General features: G+C 35.1%; 14 protein-coding genes. 8 read left to right on the plus strand and 6 right to left on the minus strand.

All coding sequences use genetic code 11. The features are described from left to right. Positions 1-11: 11 nt before the first annotated feature. The 5 genes from C7377_RS06450 to recQ all read right to left on the minus strand — a co-directional run bounded on the left by C7377_RS06450 (position 12) and on the right by recQ (position 8,359). A complete protein-coding gene (locus C7377_RS06450; RefSeq protein WP_116496515.1) occupies positions 12-509 on the minus strand; it encodes a shikimate kinase in 498 nt (165 codons plus the stop codon). Between the two features lie 6 nt (positions 510-515). Further along, a complete protein-coding gene (locus C7377_RS06455; RefSeq protein WP_116496516.1) occupies positions 516-3,110 on the minus strand; it encodes a DNA gyrase/topoisomerase IV subunit A in 2,595 nt (864 codons plus the stop codon). Between the two features lies 1 nt (position 3,111). After that, a complete protein-coding gene (locus tag C7377_RS06460) occupies positions 3,112-4,950 on the minus strand; it encodes a DNA topoisomerase IV subunit B (protein ID WP_116496517.1) in 1,839 nt (612 codons plus the stop codon). A gap of 18 nt (positions 4,951-4,968) precedes the next feature. Next, a complete protein-coding gene (locus C7377_RS06465; RefSeq protein WP_116496518.1) occupies positions 4,969-6,108 on the minus strand; it encodes a sensor histidine kinase in 1,140 nt (379 codons plus the stop codon). 79 nt (positions 6,109-6,187) lie between these two features. Next, positions 6,188-8,359 (minus strand): DNA helicase RecQ, encoded by a 2,172-nt coding sequence (gene recQ, locus C7377_RS06470; RefSeq protein WP_116496519.1) that lies wholly within the window; start codon positions 8,357-8,359, stop codon positions 6,188-6,190. Between the two features lie 213 nt (positions 8,360-8,572). Here recQ and C7377_RS06475 point away from each other — a divergent pair, with 213 nt between their 5' ends. The 4 genes from C7377_RS06475 to C7377_RS06490 are packed head-to-tail and all read left to right on the plus strand — an operon-like array spanning position 8,573 to position 12,199. After that, entirely contained in the window at positions 8,573-9,541 is a 969-nt protein-coding gene (locus C7377_RS06475; protein ID WP_116496520.1) for a KpsF/GutQ family sugar-phosphate isomerase, read from the plus strand. A 7-nt stretch (positions 9,542-9,548) separates the two neighbouring features. Continuing rightward, the gene (gene tatC / locus C7377_RS06480) at positions 9,549-10,367 is read left to right on the plus strand and encodes a twin-arginine translocase subunit TatC (RefSeq protein WP_116496521.1); all 819 of its coding nucleotides are present in this window, start codon (positions 9,549-9,551) and stop codon (positions 10,365-10,367) included. 35 nt (positions 10,368-10,402) lie between these two features. Beyond that, positions 10,403-11,206: a glycerol acyltransferase gene (locus C7377_RS06485; RefSeq protein ID WP_116496522.1), complete on the plus strand. Its 804-nt coding sequence runs from the start codon at positions 10,403-10,405 to the stop codon at positions 11,204-11,206. A 3-nt stretch (positions 11,207-11,209) separates the two neighbouring features. Continuing rightward, a complete protein-coding gene (locus C7377_RS06490) occupies positions 11,210-12,199 on the plus strand; it encodes a GNAT family N-acetyltransferase (RefSeq protein ID WP_116496523.1) in 990 nt (329 codons plus the stop codon). Here C7377_RS06490 and C7377_RS06495 read toward each other — a convergent pair. Continuing rightward, positions 12,196-12,579 (minus strand): SPOR domain-containing protein, encoded by a 384-nt coding sequence (locus C7377_RS06495; protein ID WP_116496524.1) that lies wholly within the window; start codon positions 12,577-12,579, stop codon positions 12,196-12,198. The two genes, C7377_RS06490 and C7377_RS06495, sit on opposite strands and share 4 nt — an antisense overlap. Before the next feature lie 57 nt (positions 12,580-12,636). Between C7377_RS06495 and C7377_RS06500 the strand changes: the two genes are divergently transcribed. From C7377_RS06500 to lon, 4 genes are all read left to right on the plus strand, one after another. Then, positions 12,637-13,251: a thiamine diphosphokinase gene (locus C7377_RS06500; RefSeq protein WP_116496525.1), complete on the plus strand. Its 615-nt coding sequence runs from the start codon at positions 12,637-12,639 to the stop codon at positions 13,249-13,251. 48 nt (positions 13,252-13,299) lie between these two features. Then, entirely contained in the window at positions 13,300-14,013 is a 714-nt protein-coding gene (gene deoD / locus C7377_RS06505) for a purine-nucleoside phosphorylase (protein ID WP_116496648.1), read from the plus strand. 85 nt (positions 14,014-14,098) lie between these two features. Beyond that, positions 14,099-14,362 carry a type B 50S ribosomal protein L31 gene (locus C7377_RS06510; RefSeq protein WP_116496526.1) on the plus strand — a complete coding sequence of 88 codons (264 nt, stop codon included), beginning with the start codon at positions 14,099-14,101 and terminating at the stop codon, positions 14,360-14,362. A gap of 134 nt (positions 14,363-14,496) precedes the next feature. Then, positions 14,497-16,929 carry an endopeptidase La gene (gene lon / locus C7377_RS06515; RefSeq protein ID WP_116496527.1) on the plus strand — a complete coding sequence of 811 codons (2,433 nt, stop codon included), beginning with the start codon at positions 14,497-14,499 and terminating at the stop codon, positions 16,927-16,929. Positions 16,930-16,979: the final 50 nt, after the last annotated feature.

Here is a 16,979-nt window from a genome sequence, read left to right on the forward strand (position 1 = left end):
GTTATCAACAACTAATTAAAAAAAGGCAGAAGATCATCTACTTTAATATTCTCACTTATAATAGTATGCTGTGCTTTTTGATAGCAAGGCAGTCTCTCATTATAATTTCTTTCAATAAATTCAAGCAGTTCTTTGTCTGTTTTATTAGCCAAAAGAGGTCGATGTTCTGTTCTATTCTTTAGCCGTTTGAAAAGTAAGGATATGGGTGGATTAAGGAAGAGTGTCTTGCCTGTATGGTTCATCAATTCCATATTGTCACTAAAACAAGGAGTGCCACCACCCACAGAGATTACAATGCTTATTTTATTAGAAACTTCTTCTAAACACAATCGTTCTTCTTTTCTGAATACTGTTTCGCCATATTTTTTGAATATTGAGGTTATGGAGCATTCATTCTTCGTTTCTATATATCTGTCGAGGTCAACAAAATCATAGCCTAGTCGTAGAGCAAGTTGTTTGCCTAAAGTAGATTTTCCGCATCCCATATATCCGACAAGATAAATTCTCATAAATAATCAAAATAATGAACCCTGTTCTGCTTTGGTCTCTTCATCAATCTTATCATCAGAAGAATTTTCATTATTCTCATTGGTATTCTGTAAATCCTCGTCTTTTATGATTGGTTCTATTTCTTCAATCTTCTTAACAGTGTATGTCGTTAGTCGTTTTCCCCTAGCTCTGTATGACTTTTCTCCGATAAACTCTTCAGCATTTATGATCTCAGCTTCTCTGTCTTTATGTTTACCTCCAAATGTGATTTTAAATTGTGGATGCTTCTCTAAAGAAAAAGTGATAAGTTTAGAATTACTATCTTCGCCAATAAGACTCACATAGCGCATAATATCCTCAAATTTGAAACGCTTTAGATAATAATACTCTTGCTCACCTTCATAAAATACTAAGGAGCAAGTTTCAGCTGGGTCGTATTTTTTTATCAAAACCAAATTTTCAGGAAAATGATTGGTAATGTCAAAAGTTTCTAGTTTGTAGCTACCATCATCAGTAATAAGCAAAAGTTTGTCTTCTGCCATAAATTCGCCAAGATACTCGCCATGCTCTTCTGTATTCAGTCGTTGTACTTGTTTGTCATACCATAATTCGAGTCCGCCTAAAGTTGATGTTCCGGCTTCTTTCATAGTAATTCGATGTACAGGGTATTTAGTCAGTATATTCCCTTTAGCAGAACGATTTTTTATGGCTAAGTCTGAAAAATCATAATCAAAACTAAGTTTTTTGATGCGTTGCTGTGGTTTTAGTACAACACGGATTACTTCGGCCTCTCCATTAGGATTTACTGTAAAATAGGTGACTGCAGAACCTTTCTTGCCTTGAGTAAGATCATATTCTCTGTCGCGAGTAATGGAACTAACTGCAAAACGCTTAACGTAGGTTGTGCCACCTCTTCCATCACGATAAGCAACATTATAGATAGTCCGGTCGTCATTTTTATTAAAGAGTCCGACATAAAGAGGGTCTTTGCCAATAAATAACTTATCTGCCACTTTGGTCACCATATAAGTTCCATCTTTTCTGAAGATAATAATATCATCAATATCAGAACATTCGAAAAGGAACTCATCTTTTTTAAGAGAAGTACCTATAAAACCTTCTTTTCGGTCTATGTAAAGTTTCTCATTAGCGATAACTACTCGAGTAGCAACTATGTTATCAAAACTTCTAATCTCTGTTTTGCGTTCTTTGCCGGCACCGTATTTCTTTTTTATACCTTGAAAATATCTTATCGTAAAAGGAACAATGTTTTCTATATGTGTTTGTACCTCAGCTATTTCATCTTCAATAGCTTGAATTCTGTTACCTACTTTGTCAATATCGTACTTTGAAATCTTTTTGATGCGTATTTCTGTGAGCTTGATGATATCTTCTTCTGTAACAGGGCGTAATAATTTTTTCGTATAAGGTTTTAATCCTTTATCAATGGTAGTGATAACAGCTTCCCAAGTCTCACATTCTTCAATATCACGGTAAATGCGCTTTTCGATGAAAATTCGCTCCAATGACAACATATGCCATTCTTCCTGTAACTCATTCTTACGAATTTCGAGCTCTAATTTCAGTAGATCTCTCGTATCATCAGCTGAGCGCTTCAAAATGTCGCTAACAGGAAGGAATTGTGGCTTGTCATCCATGATGACACAAGCATTGGGTGATATAGAGGTCTCACAGTCGGTGAAAGCATAGAGTGCGTCCATAGTTTGGTCTATAGAAACGCCAGGTCCTAAATGAATAAGGATTTCAACCTCGTCAGAGGTATTATCATCTATTTTCTTTATCTTAATTTTACCTTTGTCGTTAGCCTTTAAGATAGAATCTATAAGTGTATCGGTAGTTTTTCCATAGGGTAATTCTTTGATGGCGAGCGTTTTGTTATCTACTTTTTCAATTTTCGCCCGTACTTTGATATTACCTCCTCTAAGTCCATCATTATAACGTTCTACGTCAATCATTCCACCGGAAGGGAAGTCCGGGTAGAGTTGGAACTCTTTACCTTTCAAGTAACTGATGCAAGCATCTAATAACTCATTAAAATTATGAGGCAGTATTTTTGATGCCAATCCAACGGCAATACCTTCTACACCTTGTGCCAATAAGAGCGGAAACTTCATTGGAAGAGCGATAGGTTCTTCATTACGACCATCGTAGGATTTTGTCCACTTTGTCGTTTTAGGATTGAAAGCTACTTCAAGGGCAAATTTTGAAAGTCTGGCTTCTATATATCGAGGAGCTGCTGCACTATCCCCAGTAAGTATATTTCCCCAGTTCCCTTGAGTATCTATTAGCAAATCCTTTTGTCCCAATTGAACCAAAGCATCACCAATAGAAGCATCTCCGTGAGGGTGGAATTGCATGGTGTGACCAATGATGTTCGCGACTTTGTTGTAGCGACCGTCATCAAGACGCTTCATCGCATGCAAAATCCTGCGTTGCACAGGTTTTAAACCATCATTTACATACGGCACAGCTCGTGATAATATCACGTAGGAGGCATAATCTAAAAACCACTCTTTATACATTCCAGACAAGTGCGTGAGTGCACGCATTTGCCCTTCACCCTCGTTTTTCTCTTCTAAATCTTGTATCTCGTCACTCATTTTACTCTATCGTCTCTAATTCTACTTCAAGATTATCTATAATAAAGTCTTGTCTCTCGCTAGTATTTTTACCCATAAAAAATTCTAACATGCTACTTATCGATTCATTTTTTCCCATACGTACGGGTTCCAATCGCATATTTTTATCAATAAAATGCTTGAATTCATCTGGTGAGATTTCTCCTAAACCTTTGAATCGCGTAATTTCAGCATTTTTTCCAACTTTTTCTATAGCATTCACTCTTTCCTCTTCAGTATAACAATAAAACGTTTCTTTTTTATTTCGAACTCTAAACAAAGGGGTTTGCAAAATATATACATGTCCTGACTTTACTAATTCAGGGAAAAACTGTAGAAAGAATGTTAATAAAAGTAGGCGTATGTGCATACCATCTACGTCGGCATCGGTTGCAATTATAATGTTGTTGTAACGTAAATCATCTAAACCATTTTCAATATTTAGTGCTGCTTGCAATAAATTGAATTCTTCGTTTTTATATACGATTTCCTTCGTAGAGCCGTAAGAATTTAAGGGTTTTCCTTTCAAACTAAATACCGCCTGAGTTTGTACATCTCTTGATTTGGTAATAGAACCACTTGCTGAATCTCCCTCTGTGATGAATATGGAAGTTTCGTTGCTTAATTCATGATTTTGATTGTAATGTACCCTACAATCTCTCAATTTCTTATTGTGAAGACTTACTTGTTTTGCTCGTTCTTTAGCTAATTTTTTAATTCCAGAAATTGCCTTGCGTTCTTTTTCAGACTGCAAGATTTTCTTGTGTAATATTTCCGCAGTTTCTAAATTTTTATGCAAAAAATTATCAATGCCAGTAGATACGAAGTCAACCACAAACTTATTTACAGAAACACCATCAGGACTCATGTTTTTAGAGCCTAACTTCGTTTTAGTTTGTGATTCAAATACGGGTTCTTCAACTTTTATACTAATAGCTGCAATAATAGAAGCTCTGATATCAGAAGTGTCAAAATTTTTCCCGTAATGATCTCTAACTCCTTTTACAATCCCCTCACGAAATGCTTGTAAATGGGTTCCCCCTTGTACTGTATTTTGTCCGTTAACGAAGGAGAAATATTCTTCACCATAGGACTTCCCATGAGTTATAGCTATTTCAATATCTTCATCTTTCAAATGAATAATGGGGTAGATAGCTTCTCCCTCAGCTAAATTTTCATTAAGTAAGTCTAAAAGACCATTGGAAGAATAAAAACGATGATCATTGAAATATATGCTCAATCCTGAATTTAGGTAAGAATAGTTACGCAACATCGTTTCTACATATTCAGTAATGTATCTATAATTTGTGAATGTCTCCTCATCAGGTCTGAACTGTACCAACACGCCGTTGGGCTCTTTCGTTTCGGTTTCTTTAGTGTCTTCTGTCAAAATTCCTTTGCTGAATACCACTTGTTTTACTTTTCCCTCCCGAAATGAGGTCACCGAAAAGTATTCTGAAAGTGCATTTACAGCTTTTATTCCGACACCATTTAGCCCCACAGATTTCTTGAACGCTTTCGAATCATATTTTGCTCCGGTATTCATCTTAGAAGCTACATCAAGGACTTTCCCTAATGGGATGCCTCGTCCATAGTCTCTAATGCTCACATTTCCATCCTCTATCGTAATTTCGATTTTCTTACCAGCTCCCATTGCAAACTCATCGATAGAGTTATCTATTACTTCCTTTAAAAGGATGTATATGCCATCATCTTGCGAGGATCCATCGCCTTTCTTCCCAATATACATACCGGGGCGAATTCGTATGTGTTCTTGCCATTCTAATGTTTTAATATGATCTTCAGAGTAATCTATTGCCATTGTTTATATGCTACGTTTTTATGCTTTAGGTAATACAATACGAAAAGTCGTTCCTTTTCCAATTTCTGTATTTTTTACAAATATACGACCATTATGGTAATGTTTTACAATTCTTTTGGTAAGTGATAATCCTAAACCCCAACCACGCTTCTTTGTAGTAAAGCCTGGATTAAAAATTTGCCTTTCAATAGTAGAACTCATTCCTTTACCTGTGTCAATAATGTCGATATATACTTTTTTGTCTGACTCATTAATGTTGATCGTAATCTTACCACGCTGTACAATGGAGTCAACACCATTTTTTATGAGGTTTTCAATTACCCAAGTGAAAAGTTCTTTGTTAACTTTTACATTTATAATTTCACTGCTTTTATTTAAATGAATTTTTACAGAATGGGATATGCGATCTTCCATATAGTCTATTGTTTTTTCAACTAAAGGGATGATGTTTTGGACACAAGTGATAGGTGTGGAACCAATATTAGAAAAACGGTTAGAGACAACATTTAGACTATCAATATCTTTTCGCATCTCAGGTAGATAATTGGGGGCAATATTTTGTTCTTCTAATACTTCTATCCAACCTATAAGTGAAGATATAGGAGTGCCTAGTTGATGTGCAGTTTCCTTCGATAGTCCTGCCCATAGATTGTCTTGATTTGCCTTTTGTATGTGTTTGACAATGATCAGGCCTAAGATGATAAGCATAAAAATTAAAATTATCTGGATAGCCGGTATGTATCTTAATTTTCTTAAAGTATCAGAGTGCCCGTAATAAATATATTGTTTGGTATCCTTACCTATCTGAATTTCAATAGGATCACTTATCATGTTTTTTTTACTCAAAAGTTGAGTTTGTGATAATTTCCTGTCAGCCGGACTGAATTCTATATTTTTATGCTGAAGCAATCTTTCATTATCATCAAAGATAAGAATAGGAACATTTTTATTCATTTGCAGAACAGACCAATAAATGCTAAGCCCGTCTTGCTCTTGATTTGACATGCTTTTCAATGCTTCAGCAAATAGTTGGACTTTTTCTGTTTCCTCCTTAGCGATACGTTCAAACAAACTTCCTGTATAAAAAAGCGTACCTATTGCAATAAAAAAACCAATAATAAGGAAGAGTGATCTTAATATATTTTTTCTGTAATACATATAGGTTCGCTAAATTTATAATAATACGAGTTTAATCTTTGCCTTCTGATCTCTCAGATGAGCTCTATGTATTACGAAATTAAATTCCATTTTCAGAATAGAATTGTAAGCGAATCAAGCGAATTTCCTCTTCAGAGTAATCGCCTTCAAATTCTTCATATGCTACAGCTATTTTGTCTGTATCGGCTTCTCTGAAATAGTCATAAAGTTCTTCTTGATATTCCTCATCAAGTACGTCAGCTAAATAGTAGTCGATATTTAATTTTGTACCTGAGAAAACGATGGCTTCCATTTCCTTAATGAGTTCATCCATAGAAATACCTTGAGCATCAGCAATTGTTTCCAAATCTTTTTGACTGTCTATCGCTTTGATGATATGTATTTTATGTTTTGATTTATTCGCAACGGTTTTTAAAACCATATCCTGAGGTCTGTCTATGTCATTTACTTCTACATGTTTGGCTATAAGCTCTATGAATTTCTTACCATAGCGTTTTGCTTTTCCCGTACCAACACCCTGTATTTTGGCTAATTCGTCTATAGTTACAGGATATTGCGTAGCCATATCATGAATTGAGGGTTCTTGAAAAATCACGTAAGGAGGGAGATCTTCCTTCTTTGCGATTTGTTCTCTTAATGACATAAGCATACTTGCTAATTCAGTGTCTGTAGCACCACCTGATACTTGTGCCGTTGACGAAGTTTCTTCTACATCAAAAATATTGTTTTCTGAAACAGGAAATGATTTGGGATTTTTGATGAAATTTTCGCCTGCCTCAGTAATTTTTAATACGCCATATTGCTCAATTTCTTTCATCAAATACTTCTCTATCAATGCACGACGTATAATCATACTCCAAAATTTAACATCTTTTTCTTTACCTATACCAAATGTTTTTAGCTCATTATGTTTAAATGATTTTATGGTAGCATTCGCAACTCCTGAAAGAATATTTGCGATATGACCTATTTTGTATTTTTGTTGTACTTCTTTTATCACCTTCATAGCGGTGAGTAAATAGTCTTTCCCTTCAAATTCTTCTTTAGGCTTTAGGCAATTATCACAATTCCCACAGTTGTCTTGAGAGTAATCTTCACCAAAATAATTGAGCAAACTGATGCGTCTGCAAATAGAAGACTCTGCATAGCTCATTGTTTCTTCTATGAGTTGTGCACCTATTTCTTGCTCGGCGACAGGCTTACCCTGCATAAATCGCTCAAGTTTTTCTATATCTTTATAACTGTATAAGGCGATACACTTTCCTTCGCCACCATCTCTACCTGCTCGTCCAGTTTCTTGATAATAAGCCTCTAAACTTTTGGGCATATCGTAGTGGATAACAAATCTAACATCTGGCTTGTCTATTCCCATACCAAATGCAATAGTAGCAACGATGACTTTTACTTCTTCTTTTAAAAATAAATCTTGTGTATTTGAACGCTTTGATGCTTCCAGACCTGCATGATAAGGTGCAGCATTTATGCCATTGACTTGTAAAGTTTCTGCAAGTTGCTCTACTTTTTTACGACTGAGACAATAGATAATTCCTGATTTATTTTTATTCTCATTGATAAAACGGATGAGCATTTTCTCTGGATTGCTTTTAGGCCTTACCTCATAATATAAGTTTGAACGGTTAAAGGATGATTTGTACACATCTGCATCTACCATTCCTAAATTTTTCAAGATATCTTGTTGAACTTTAGGCGTAGCAGTAGCAGTAAGAGCAATGACTGGTGCTTGCTGTATATCCTCTATAATGTTACGTATATTTCGATATTCCGGGCGGAAATCATGTCCCCACTCGGAAATACAATGAGCTTCATCAATAGCATAAAATGAAATTTTTACCTGTTTTAAGAATTCAATATTACTGCCTCTAGTTAAGGATTCCGGAGCCACATACAATAACTTCGTTTTCCCTGCGAGCACATCCCTGCGAACTTCACTAGCCTGTGCCTTCGTTAGAGATGAGTTATAAAAATGAGCTATGCTATCATTTTGGTTAAATCCTCTCATGGCATCAACCTGATTTTTCATCAATGCAATAAGTGGAGAGATAACAATGGCTGTACCTTCTTTAAGTAGAGCAGGTAATTGATAGCATAGAGACTTACCACCTCCAGTCGGCATCAGCACGAAGGTATTTCTGTTTTTTAAAATATTTGTAATAACTTCTTTTTGTTTCCCTTTGAATGTGTTAAATCCAAAGTGAAATAGCATTTTATCTTTTATATAATCAATATCCATATTAATGGCGGAAATTTCTATGCAATAATTTAGTAATACGAAATACGTTTTAATTCATTGAATTAAAATTAATTTCAATATAAATATAATAATAATTCGGAAAATCAGTTTGTTTTCAAAAAAAATGTCCAGTTATTATTACAAACTTAACGTGTCGTACCTCTGTAAAGATAAATAAAATGATTGTATCTTTGAAACCTAAATAATAAAATTATGAAAGATAGTTCAATAAAAAATAGAGCTAAATCTCTTATAAAAAGCGAGATGCAAACTGTAGGGAATTTAGTAGAGTATATCAATGATGATTTTGTTTCAGTAGTTAAGCTGATTTTACAAAGCAGAGGGAGAGTGGTACTTACAGGAATTGGGAAAAGTGCAAATATTGCAGCAAAGATTGTCGCCACGATGAACTCAACAGGAACTCCGGCAGTTTTCATGCATGCAGCTGATGCTATACATGGCGATTTGGGCATCGTACAGCCCGATGATATTATTATTTGTATCTCCAACAGTGGAAATACACCGGAGATTAAAGTTCTTGCTCCATTGATTAAGAGCCGAGGGAATATCCTTATTGCATTGGTAGGGAATACCGAATCTGCATTGGCTAAACAGGCAGATTATATTCTAAGAGTAACTGTAGAGCGAGAAGCTTGTCCATTGGGTCTCGCCCCAACAAACTCTACTACTGCCCAATTAGTTATGGGAGATGCTTTGGCTATTTGTTTGTTGGAAGGGAGGGGGTTTACCTCGAAAGATTTTGCAAAGTACCATCCAGGTGGCGCACTAGGTAAAAAACTCTATACGAAAGTTGGTGGGTTAATGCTAGACGATGATCCACCTTGTGTCTTAGAGAATCAACATCTTAAGGAAATTATTATAGAAATGTCACATAAACGCATGGGCGCTGTAGCTGTTGTCGATGATAATAATATATTAAAAGGTATGATCACTGATGGTGATTTACGTAGAATGTTAGAGAAAAGTCTTGATGTTGAAAAAATAACTGCGACACAGATAATGACACCTTCACCGATCACGACTCATATTGATCAACTGGCAATAGAAGCTTATCATTTAATGGAAAATAGAAATATCACTCAGCTAATCGTCGTAGATAATAACAATCATTATGTAGGGATGATACATTTGCATGATATTCTAAAAGAAGGAGTAGTATAGAAAACATATGGCAAAAAAAAGTAGTGATGATATGGATTTTTGGGAGCATCTTGAAGATCTCCGTTGGCACATCATTCGAGCTATTGTCGCTGTTATGGGTGCATCAGTAGTCGCTTTTATAGCTAAGGACTTTATATTCGATATTATCTTATTGGCACCACGAGAACCTGAGTTTTTTACGAATAAATGGTTGTCAGACTTGTCCGTTTCATTAGATATGCCTGCGTTACAGATTAATAAAACAGCATTAGATCTTCAGAGCATTCAACTCTCTGGTCAGTTGGGTGTACACATCACTGTATCTTTAGTTGCGGGTATTATTTTTTCCTTTCCTTATGTCTTTTACCAGTTATGGAGTTTTGTGAGTCCAGCATTACACAAGAAAGAGAAACGCAGTGCTCGAATTGCAGTAGCTACGGTTTCTTTATTATTCTTTATAGGTGTTTTGTTCGGATATTTCATAATAGCACCTTTGGCTGTTGATTTCCTTGGCACCTACAGGGTAAGCAGTGCCGTTGAAAACACAATAAACATAAAATCTTATGTTGGAAGTATGACATCCATACTCTTATCTTCTGGAATTGTGTTTGAGTTACCTGTACTCATATATTTTTTAGTGAAAGTCGGTATAGTTAATGCAAGATTTCTCCGTAAGTACAGAAAACATGCTGTAGTATTGATTATGGCACTCTCGGCTATCCTTACGCCACCTGATCCGTTTAGTTTGGTGTTGGTTTGTTTACCTTTACTGCTGTTGTATGAATTAAGTATATACATTGCAGTATATGTTGAAAAAAGACGAACAAAAGCACTTGTCAAAAAATAAGTATCTTTGCATTTCGTGTAGGTACTTATAATGAGATGAAAGAAATAGACGTAGTTAAAGCTTTACAAGAAAAAAGCCCTAAAATATATCACTTTTTGCCAGGTTTCATAATCCGTTACCTGAAAAGTATTATACATCAAGATGAAATTAATGACTTTATTCAAAAACACGGGGATAAGACGGGGAGTGAATTCACAATAAGCGTACTAGACACATTAGACATTACCTACAATGTTGAGTTCGAGGAACCGCTTGATAAATCAAAACGATACATTTTAGCCTCCAATCATCCGCTGGGAGGTCCCGATGGCATAATATTAATAGATTATTTTAGTAGGTATTTTGATAAAATTATTTTTCCAGTGAATGATATTTTGATGCAGATAGAAAATATGTCAGAGTTTTTTATCCCCATCAATAAACACGGAACACAGAGTAAGGAAGGTGCAAGATTGATGGAGGAATCATTAGCTTCTGATTCGCAGATTCTGATGTTTCCAGCAGGTTTGGTTTCTCGCAAAAGAAAAGGAGTTATTAAAGACTTGGGGTGGCAAAAGCACTTTATTGCTAAAGCGAAAAAACACCAGCGAGATGTGATTCCGGTTTTCTTCAGTGGTAGAAATAGTAACTTTTTTTATAATTTAGCTAATATTAGAGCATTTTTAGGAATAAAGTTGAATATAGAAATGCTATATTTGAGCAATGAATTATTCAAACAAAGAGGACGAAATTTTACTATAAAGGTTGGGAAACCCATAAAACATAATACTTTTGACAATAGTAAAAGACCTGCAGAGTGGGCATCTTTTGTGAAGGAAAAGGTCTATAACTTAAAATGATATATGAGCGAAAATGTACAGATAGTAGCTCCAATAGCAAGAGAATTGTTGTTGTCAGAGTTGACGGAAAATAATCTCTTACGACGAACAAATAAATGCAATAATGAAATTTATTGTTTTACTGCTCATGAGTGTCCAAACTTGATGAAAGAAGTGGGGCGCTTGCGAGAAATGGCTTTTCGTGCGGCTGGCGGAGGAACTGGAAAAGGTATGGATATTGATGAGTATGATACTGCTGAGATTCCTTATTATCAGTTAGTTGTATGGAGCCCTGCAGATAAAGAAATCCTTGGAGGCTATAGATATATTGTTTGTAAAGATGCCGAAAAAAAAGCTGATGGGGAGTTGAAATTAGCGACCAATCATATGTTTGTTTTTTCAGACAAATTCAAAAAAGAATATTTGCCTTATACCTTAGAACTGGGGCGTTCTTTTGTTCACCCTGATTTTCAAAGTTCAAATAAAGATAAACTAGCTAAGAGCATATTTGTTTTAGATAATTTGTGGGATGGTTTAGGTGCTTTATTTAAGGTATATCCAGATATGAAGTATTTTTTTGGAAAAATAACCATGTATCCGCATTATCACAATGAAGCTCGAATATTGTTGGCTCACTTTTTTAAAAAATATTTTAGTGATGAAGAACGTTTGGTTTATCCAGAAGAACCGATGCCTTTAGAATATGACAGAGAAAAGTATGAGGATATTTTTACTGGTGAAACGTACAAAGAAAACTACAAGATTCTATCGCACGAGATAAGAAGTTTAGGGGAGAAGATTCCTCCTTTGTTCAATGCTTATATGAATTTATCTCCATCTATGAAGCATTTTGGTACTGCAATCAACAAACGATTTGGAAATGTTCAAGAAACAGCAATTCTCCTTACCATAGCTGATATTTATGAAGCAAAGAAGAAAAGACACTTAAGTTCATACATTCCGACTTTGTATTTTAAGTTGCCTAAGAATATTTTTTCTAAGAAAAAATATTAAAGGTTTATTCGTTTTGTTTTTACGAGGTAGGCATTGCTATAATGCTGTTTCAATTTATGTTTCATAGCAGTAGCTTCAAGCTTATCAATAAAGTCGCCCACTCTTACTTTAAATAAAGGAGATTCATAATCAACGTACGCATTTATTCCAAAAGTACTTTCCACATGAGCTTTTATATTTTGAGCCTTTTGACGTTCATTGGCGTTACCTGTGAAAATTTGGATACGATATCCGCTAATACTTTCATCAGTTTGTGCAACTAACTCTGCAATACCTTCTTCCTCTATAACTCTTATTTTTCCGTATTGTTTCGTTTGTGCAGTTGCAGTTATTGCTAGGCATATAAATGTTATGATAAGGAATGGAACTCGTTTCATCATCGTTTATATATTTTTTAGTACTTTAGTCAAATATTAAGCCAAAATTACAGAAAATTTATGAAAACTGTTATAGTTGCCAATGGAGTCTTTCCCATACACCCCAAACCTTTAGCAATTCTAGCAGAGGCTGACTATATTATTGCTTGTGATGGAGCTGCAGATAAATTATTAAAGAAGGGAATAGAACCTCAGTTAATTATTGGTGACTTAGATTCTTTAGATTCAGTTACTATCTCGAATTTCAGCAATATAATATTGAAGGTAGAGCGTCAAGACAATACAGATTTGATGAAGGCAATAGAGTGGTGTATAGAGAATCAAAGAGATAAGGTAGATATTCTTGGAGCTACAGGTGGCAGAGATGATCATTCTATCGGGAATATTTTTACATTGACTAATTATGCCACTAAAATTGATTTAATTTTATATACGAATGAAGGCTCTTTTATAACAATGTTACAATCAGGAATTTTGACATCTTTTAATGGTCAACAGGTTTCATTATTCCCACAACCTTTGAGTATGAAAATAACAACGAGGGGGCTCAAATATCCGTTAACGAATCAATCGTTACCTTATTTAAATTCAGGGACGCTCAATCAATCAGAAGGAGATACATTTTATTTAGCTTTTGATAAAGGAGTTTTGTTAGTCTATAGAACTTATTCGTAGTTTATTTAAAAATTGTATCTTCGTAAAAAAGATAAAAACTCAATTGATATGACAGCACATAATGAAGCTAAAAAAGGCGAAATTGCAAAAACAATATTGCTACCCGGTGATCCCTTAAGAGCAAAATATATAGCAGAGAATTTTCTTAAAGATGTTAAATGCTATAATCAGGTTCGTAATATGTTTGGATATACTGGGACTTATAAAGGTAAAGAAGTATCAGTTCAAGGAACAGGAATGGGGATTCCATCAATCTCTATATATATTGAAGAATTGATGCAAGAATACGATGTAGAAAATCTTATACGTATTGGAACTTGTGGTTGTTTTCAACCCGATATTCATGTAAAAGAAGTAATCCTAGCAATGACATCATCTACTGATTCGGCTATCAATAGAAACCGATTTGATGGAAAAGATTATGCGCCTTGTGCTGATTTTGATATGCTTTTAGATGCATATATTGCAGCAAAAGAAAAAGGACTAAAGACAAATGTTGGTGGTATTCTGACCTCAGATGTGTTTTATTATGATGAAGATCGTGCAAATTCATGGAAAAAATGGGCAGATTTTGGAGTAATGGCCGTAGAGATGGAAACAACAGCTCTTTATACATTAGCTGCAAAGCATCATAAGCGTGCACTCTCTATCCTTACAGTAAGTGACCACTTGGTTACAGGAGAGGAGACAACTTCAGAAGAGCGCCAAACTTCTCTGAATGATATGATTACTATAGGTTTAGAAACTGCAATTAAACAATAATAATTTTGTTAAGTTTTTTGTGTTTTTCAAAAAAGTAACTATCTTTGCCGTCCGAAAGTAGAATGAGAAAAATATATTCAGAGAAATGAAAAAAGATATTCATCCAACAGATTTTAGAATTGTAGCATTCAAAGATATGTCTACAGACAATATTGTTTTGACAAAATCTACAGTAAAAACAAGTGAGACAGTTGAAGTAGAAGGAGTGGAGTACCCATTATATAAAATGGAGATTTCAAGTGCTTCTCATCCATTCTATACAGGAAAAATGAAGTTCGTAGATACCGCTGGTCGTGTTGATAAGTTTATGAACAAGTATAAAAATCACATGTCGAATCGCAAAAAGTAATTTGCAATTTTCATAAAACTACAAAGCTCGAGCGTATAAGCTCGGGCTTTTGTTTTTTGGCATAACTGTTGCCTAATAATAGGTAAGAGATAAAACAACTAAAATACTGCCAATATGGCAGAGGAGATTTATATATGAAACAAAAGAAAAAAATAGCTTTAGAGGCTTTTGCTATGAGTGATTCGTCGAATAATGATTTTGTTCCGATACTTATGGAAGGTAACGAGGAGAGTATAGGAGATATAGAAGTTGGAAACCACTTACCAATATTACCACTACGCAATTCTATATTATTCCCTGGTGTTATCCTGCCTATAAGCGTAGGACGTAAGTCATCATTGAAACTTATTGAACATATCAATAAATCAGGAGGGATGTTAGGTACGGTTACCCAAAAGGATGAGACCATTGAAAGTCCAGAATTTAAAGACTTGCATACTATTGGTACAGTTGCAGAGATTGTAAAGATTCTGGAGATGCCCAATGATATAACTACTGTTATTTTGCAGGGACGCAGGCGTTTTAAACTCAACGCAATAGTAGGAGATAGTCCATATAGAACAGGAGATATTTCGTTATTAGAAGATTCAAAATTAAATACGGAAGATGTAAGAATGACTGCCTTAATGGCAGCAATCAGAGAGACGGCGGTGAAGATTATTAAATTAACACCAAATATGCCTTCTGAAGCGACATTCGCTATTAAAAATATTGAGTATCCTACATTTCTAATCAATTTTATCTGTACTCACTCAAATATCGATATTGAAGATAAACAGGAACTTTTAGACTTAGATGATGTCAATAAGAGAGCAGAACTCCTTTTACAAAAGTTGGTGAAAGAGTTGCAAATGCTCGAAATTAAAAATGATATTCAGAATAAGGCTCATAATGATATGAGTCGGAAACAACGTGAATACTTCTTGCATCAGCAAATGCAAACCATTCAAGATGAATTAGGAGGTACCCCAGCTGATGAGGATGTAAAAGAATTAGAAGCATTGGCTAAAAAGAAACGTTGGAAAAAGTCAGTGTCTAAAATCTTTAAAAAAGAGTTGAAGAAGCTAAAGAGACTAAATCCTTCGGCTCCTGATTATTCTGTTCAATTGACTTATTTACAAGAGTTTGTTGGATTGCCATGGGATACCTATACAAAAGATAATTTTGACTTAGACCACGCAGAAGAAGTGCTAAATCGAGATCATTATGGATTGGATAATATTAAAAAAAGAATCATTGAGCATTTAGCAGTATTGAAATTGAAAGGAGATTTAAAAGCACCTATTTTATGCCTTCATGGACCTCCCGGAGTTGGAAAGACTTCACTGGGTAAATCTGTAGCAGAGGCACTAGGGCGGAAGTATATTCGAATGTCTTTAGGAGGGGTGCATGATGAGTCTGAAATACGCGGTCATAGAAGAACTTATATTGGAGCAATGCCTGGACGTATTATTCGTGGCATTAAGAAGGCGGAAGCTTCCAATCCAGTATTTATTTTAGATGAAATTGACAAAGTAGGTTCTGATCACAGAGGAGATCCTTCATCTGCGTTATTAGAAGTTCTAGATCCTGAGCAAAATAATGCATTTCATGATAATTATTTAGATGTAGACTATGATCTTTCTAAAGTGCTTTTTATTGCTACTGCCAATCAGCTAAACACCATCCCACGTCCATTGCTTGACCGCATGGAGTTGATTGACATTAACGGCTACATAATTGAAGAGAAAATGCAGATTGCTAAACGTCACTTGATTCCTAAACAGTTGAAAGAACATGGTATTGATGAAAAAGCTGTAGAGTTAACAGACGGAGCTATAAAACGTATTGCTGAGGAATACACAAGAGAGTCCGGAGTTCGTGCTTTAGATAAGAAAATTGCTGAGGTGATGCGTAAATTAGCAGTTGCTATAGCAAAAGGAGAAGGAGAAAATTATACTATCGAAGCTGAGCAGTTGGAAGATTATCTTGGTGTTCCAAAATTTGCTAAGGAGATATACGAGGGGAATGAATATGCTGGAGTTGTTACTGGCTTAGCATGGACTGCAATGGGAGGAACTATTCTTTACGTAGAAACCTCTGTAAGTAAAGGAAAAGGTGAACTTACGTTAACAGGTAATCTTGGGGATGTAATGAAGGAATCAGCAACATTAGCATTGCAATACCTTCGCTCTAATTCTGACTTGCTTAATATGAAAGCCGAAGATTTTGATAAGATTAAAGTTCACTTACACGTTCCAGAAGGAGCTGTACCAAAAGATGGTCCTTCAGCTGGTATTACAATAGCCACAGCGATAGCTTCTGGACTTACTAAGAGAAAAGTTCGCAATAAGTTAGCGATGACGGGTGAAATTACCTTGCGTGGTAAAGTTCTGCCAGTAGGAGGTATCAAAGAAAAGATATTGGCAGCTAAGCGTGCCGGAATCAAAGATGTAATTTTATCGTCTGATAATAAAAAAGATGTAGCGGAAATTAAGGAAATGTATTTAAAAGGGTTAAATTTCCATTATGTAGATACAGTTGCTGATGTATTGAATATTGCTTTGTTAAAAACTAAAGCAAAGTAAATCCACACTCAGCATTAAACTAAAAAAAGCTTTGTCAACCTCGAAAGAGA

This window comes from Balneicella halophila (genome assembly GCF_003096835.1).
Lineage (GTDB): Bacteria > Bacteroidota > Bacteroidia > Bacteroidales > Balneicellaceae > Balneicella > Balneicella halophila.

Coding starts and splice junctions, on each gene's coding strand:
- C7377_RS06500 (WP_116496525.1), top strand. CDS start 12,637: ATGAAAACTGTTATAGTTGCCAATGGAGTCTTTCCCATACACCCCAAA.
- C7377_RS06485 (WP_116496522.1), top strand. CDS start 10,403: ATGAAAGAAATAGACGTAGTTAAAGCTTTACAAGAAAAAAGCCCTAAA.
- deoD (WP_116496648.1), top strand. CDS start 13,300: ATGACAGCACATAATGAAGCTAAAAAAGGCGAAATTGCAAAAACAATA.
- C7377_RS06510 (WP_116496526.1), top strand. CDS start 14,099: ATGAAAAAAGATATTCATCCAACAGATTTTAGAATTGTAGCATTCAAA.
- C7377_RS06465 (WP_116496518.1), bottom strand. CDS start 6,108: ATGTATTACAGAAAAAATATATTAAGATCACTCTTCCTTATTATTGGT.
- recQ (WP_116496519.1), bottom strand. CDS start 8,359: ATGGATATTGATTATATAAAAGATAAAATGCTATTTCACTTTGGATTT.
- C7377_RS06460 (WP_116496517.1), bottom strand. CDS start 4,950: ATGGCAATAGATTACTCTGAAGATCATATTAAAACATTAGAATGGCAA.
- C7377_RS06495 (WP_116496524.1), bottom strand. CDS start 12,579: ATGATGAAACGAGTTCCATTCCTTATCATAACATTTATATGCCTAGCA.
- tatC (WP_116496521.1), top strand. CDS start 9,549: ATGGCAAAAAAAAGTAGTGATGATATGGATTTTTGGGAGCATCTTGAA.
- lon (WP_116496527.1), top strand. CDS start 14,497: ATGAAACAAAAGAAAAAAATAGCTTTAGAGGCTTTTGCTATGAGTGAT.
- C7377_RS06455 (WP_116496516.1), bottom strand. CDS start 3,110: ATGAGTGACGAGATACAAGATTTAGAAGAGAAAAACGAGGGTGAAGGG.
- C7377_RS06475 (WP_116496520.1), top strand. CDS start 8,573: ATGAAAGATAGTTCAATAAAAAATAGAGCTAAATCTCTTATAAAAAGC.
- C7377_RS06450 (WP_116496515.1), bottom strand. CDS start 509: ATGAGAATTTATCTTGTCGGATATATGGGATGCGGAAAATCTACTTTA.
- C7377_RS06490 (WP_116496523.1), top strand. CDS start 11,210: ATGAGCGAAAATGTACAGATAGTAGCTCCAATAGCAAGAGAATTGTTG.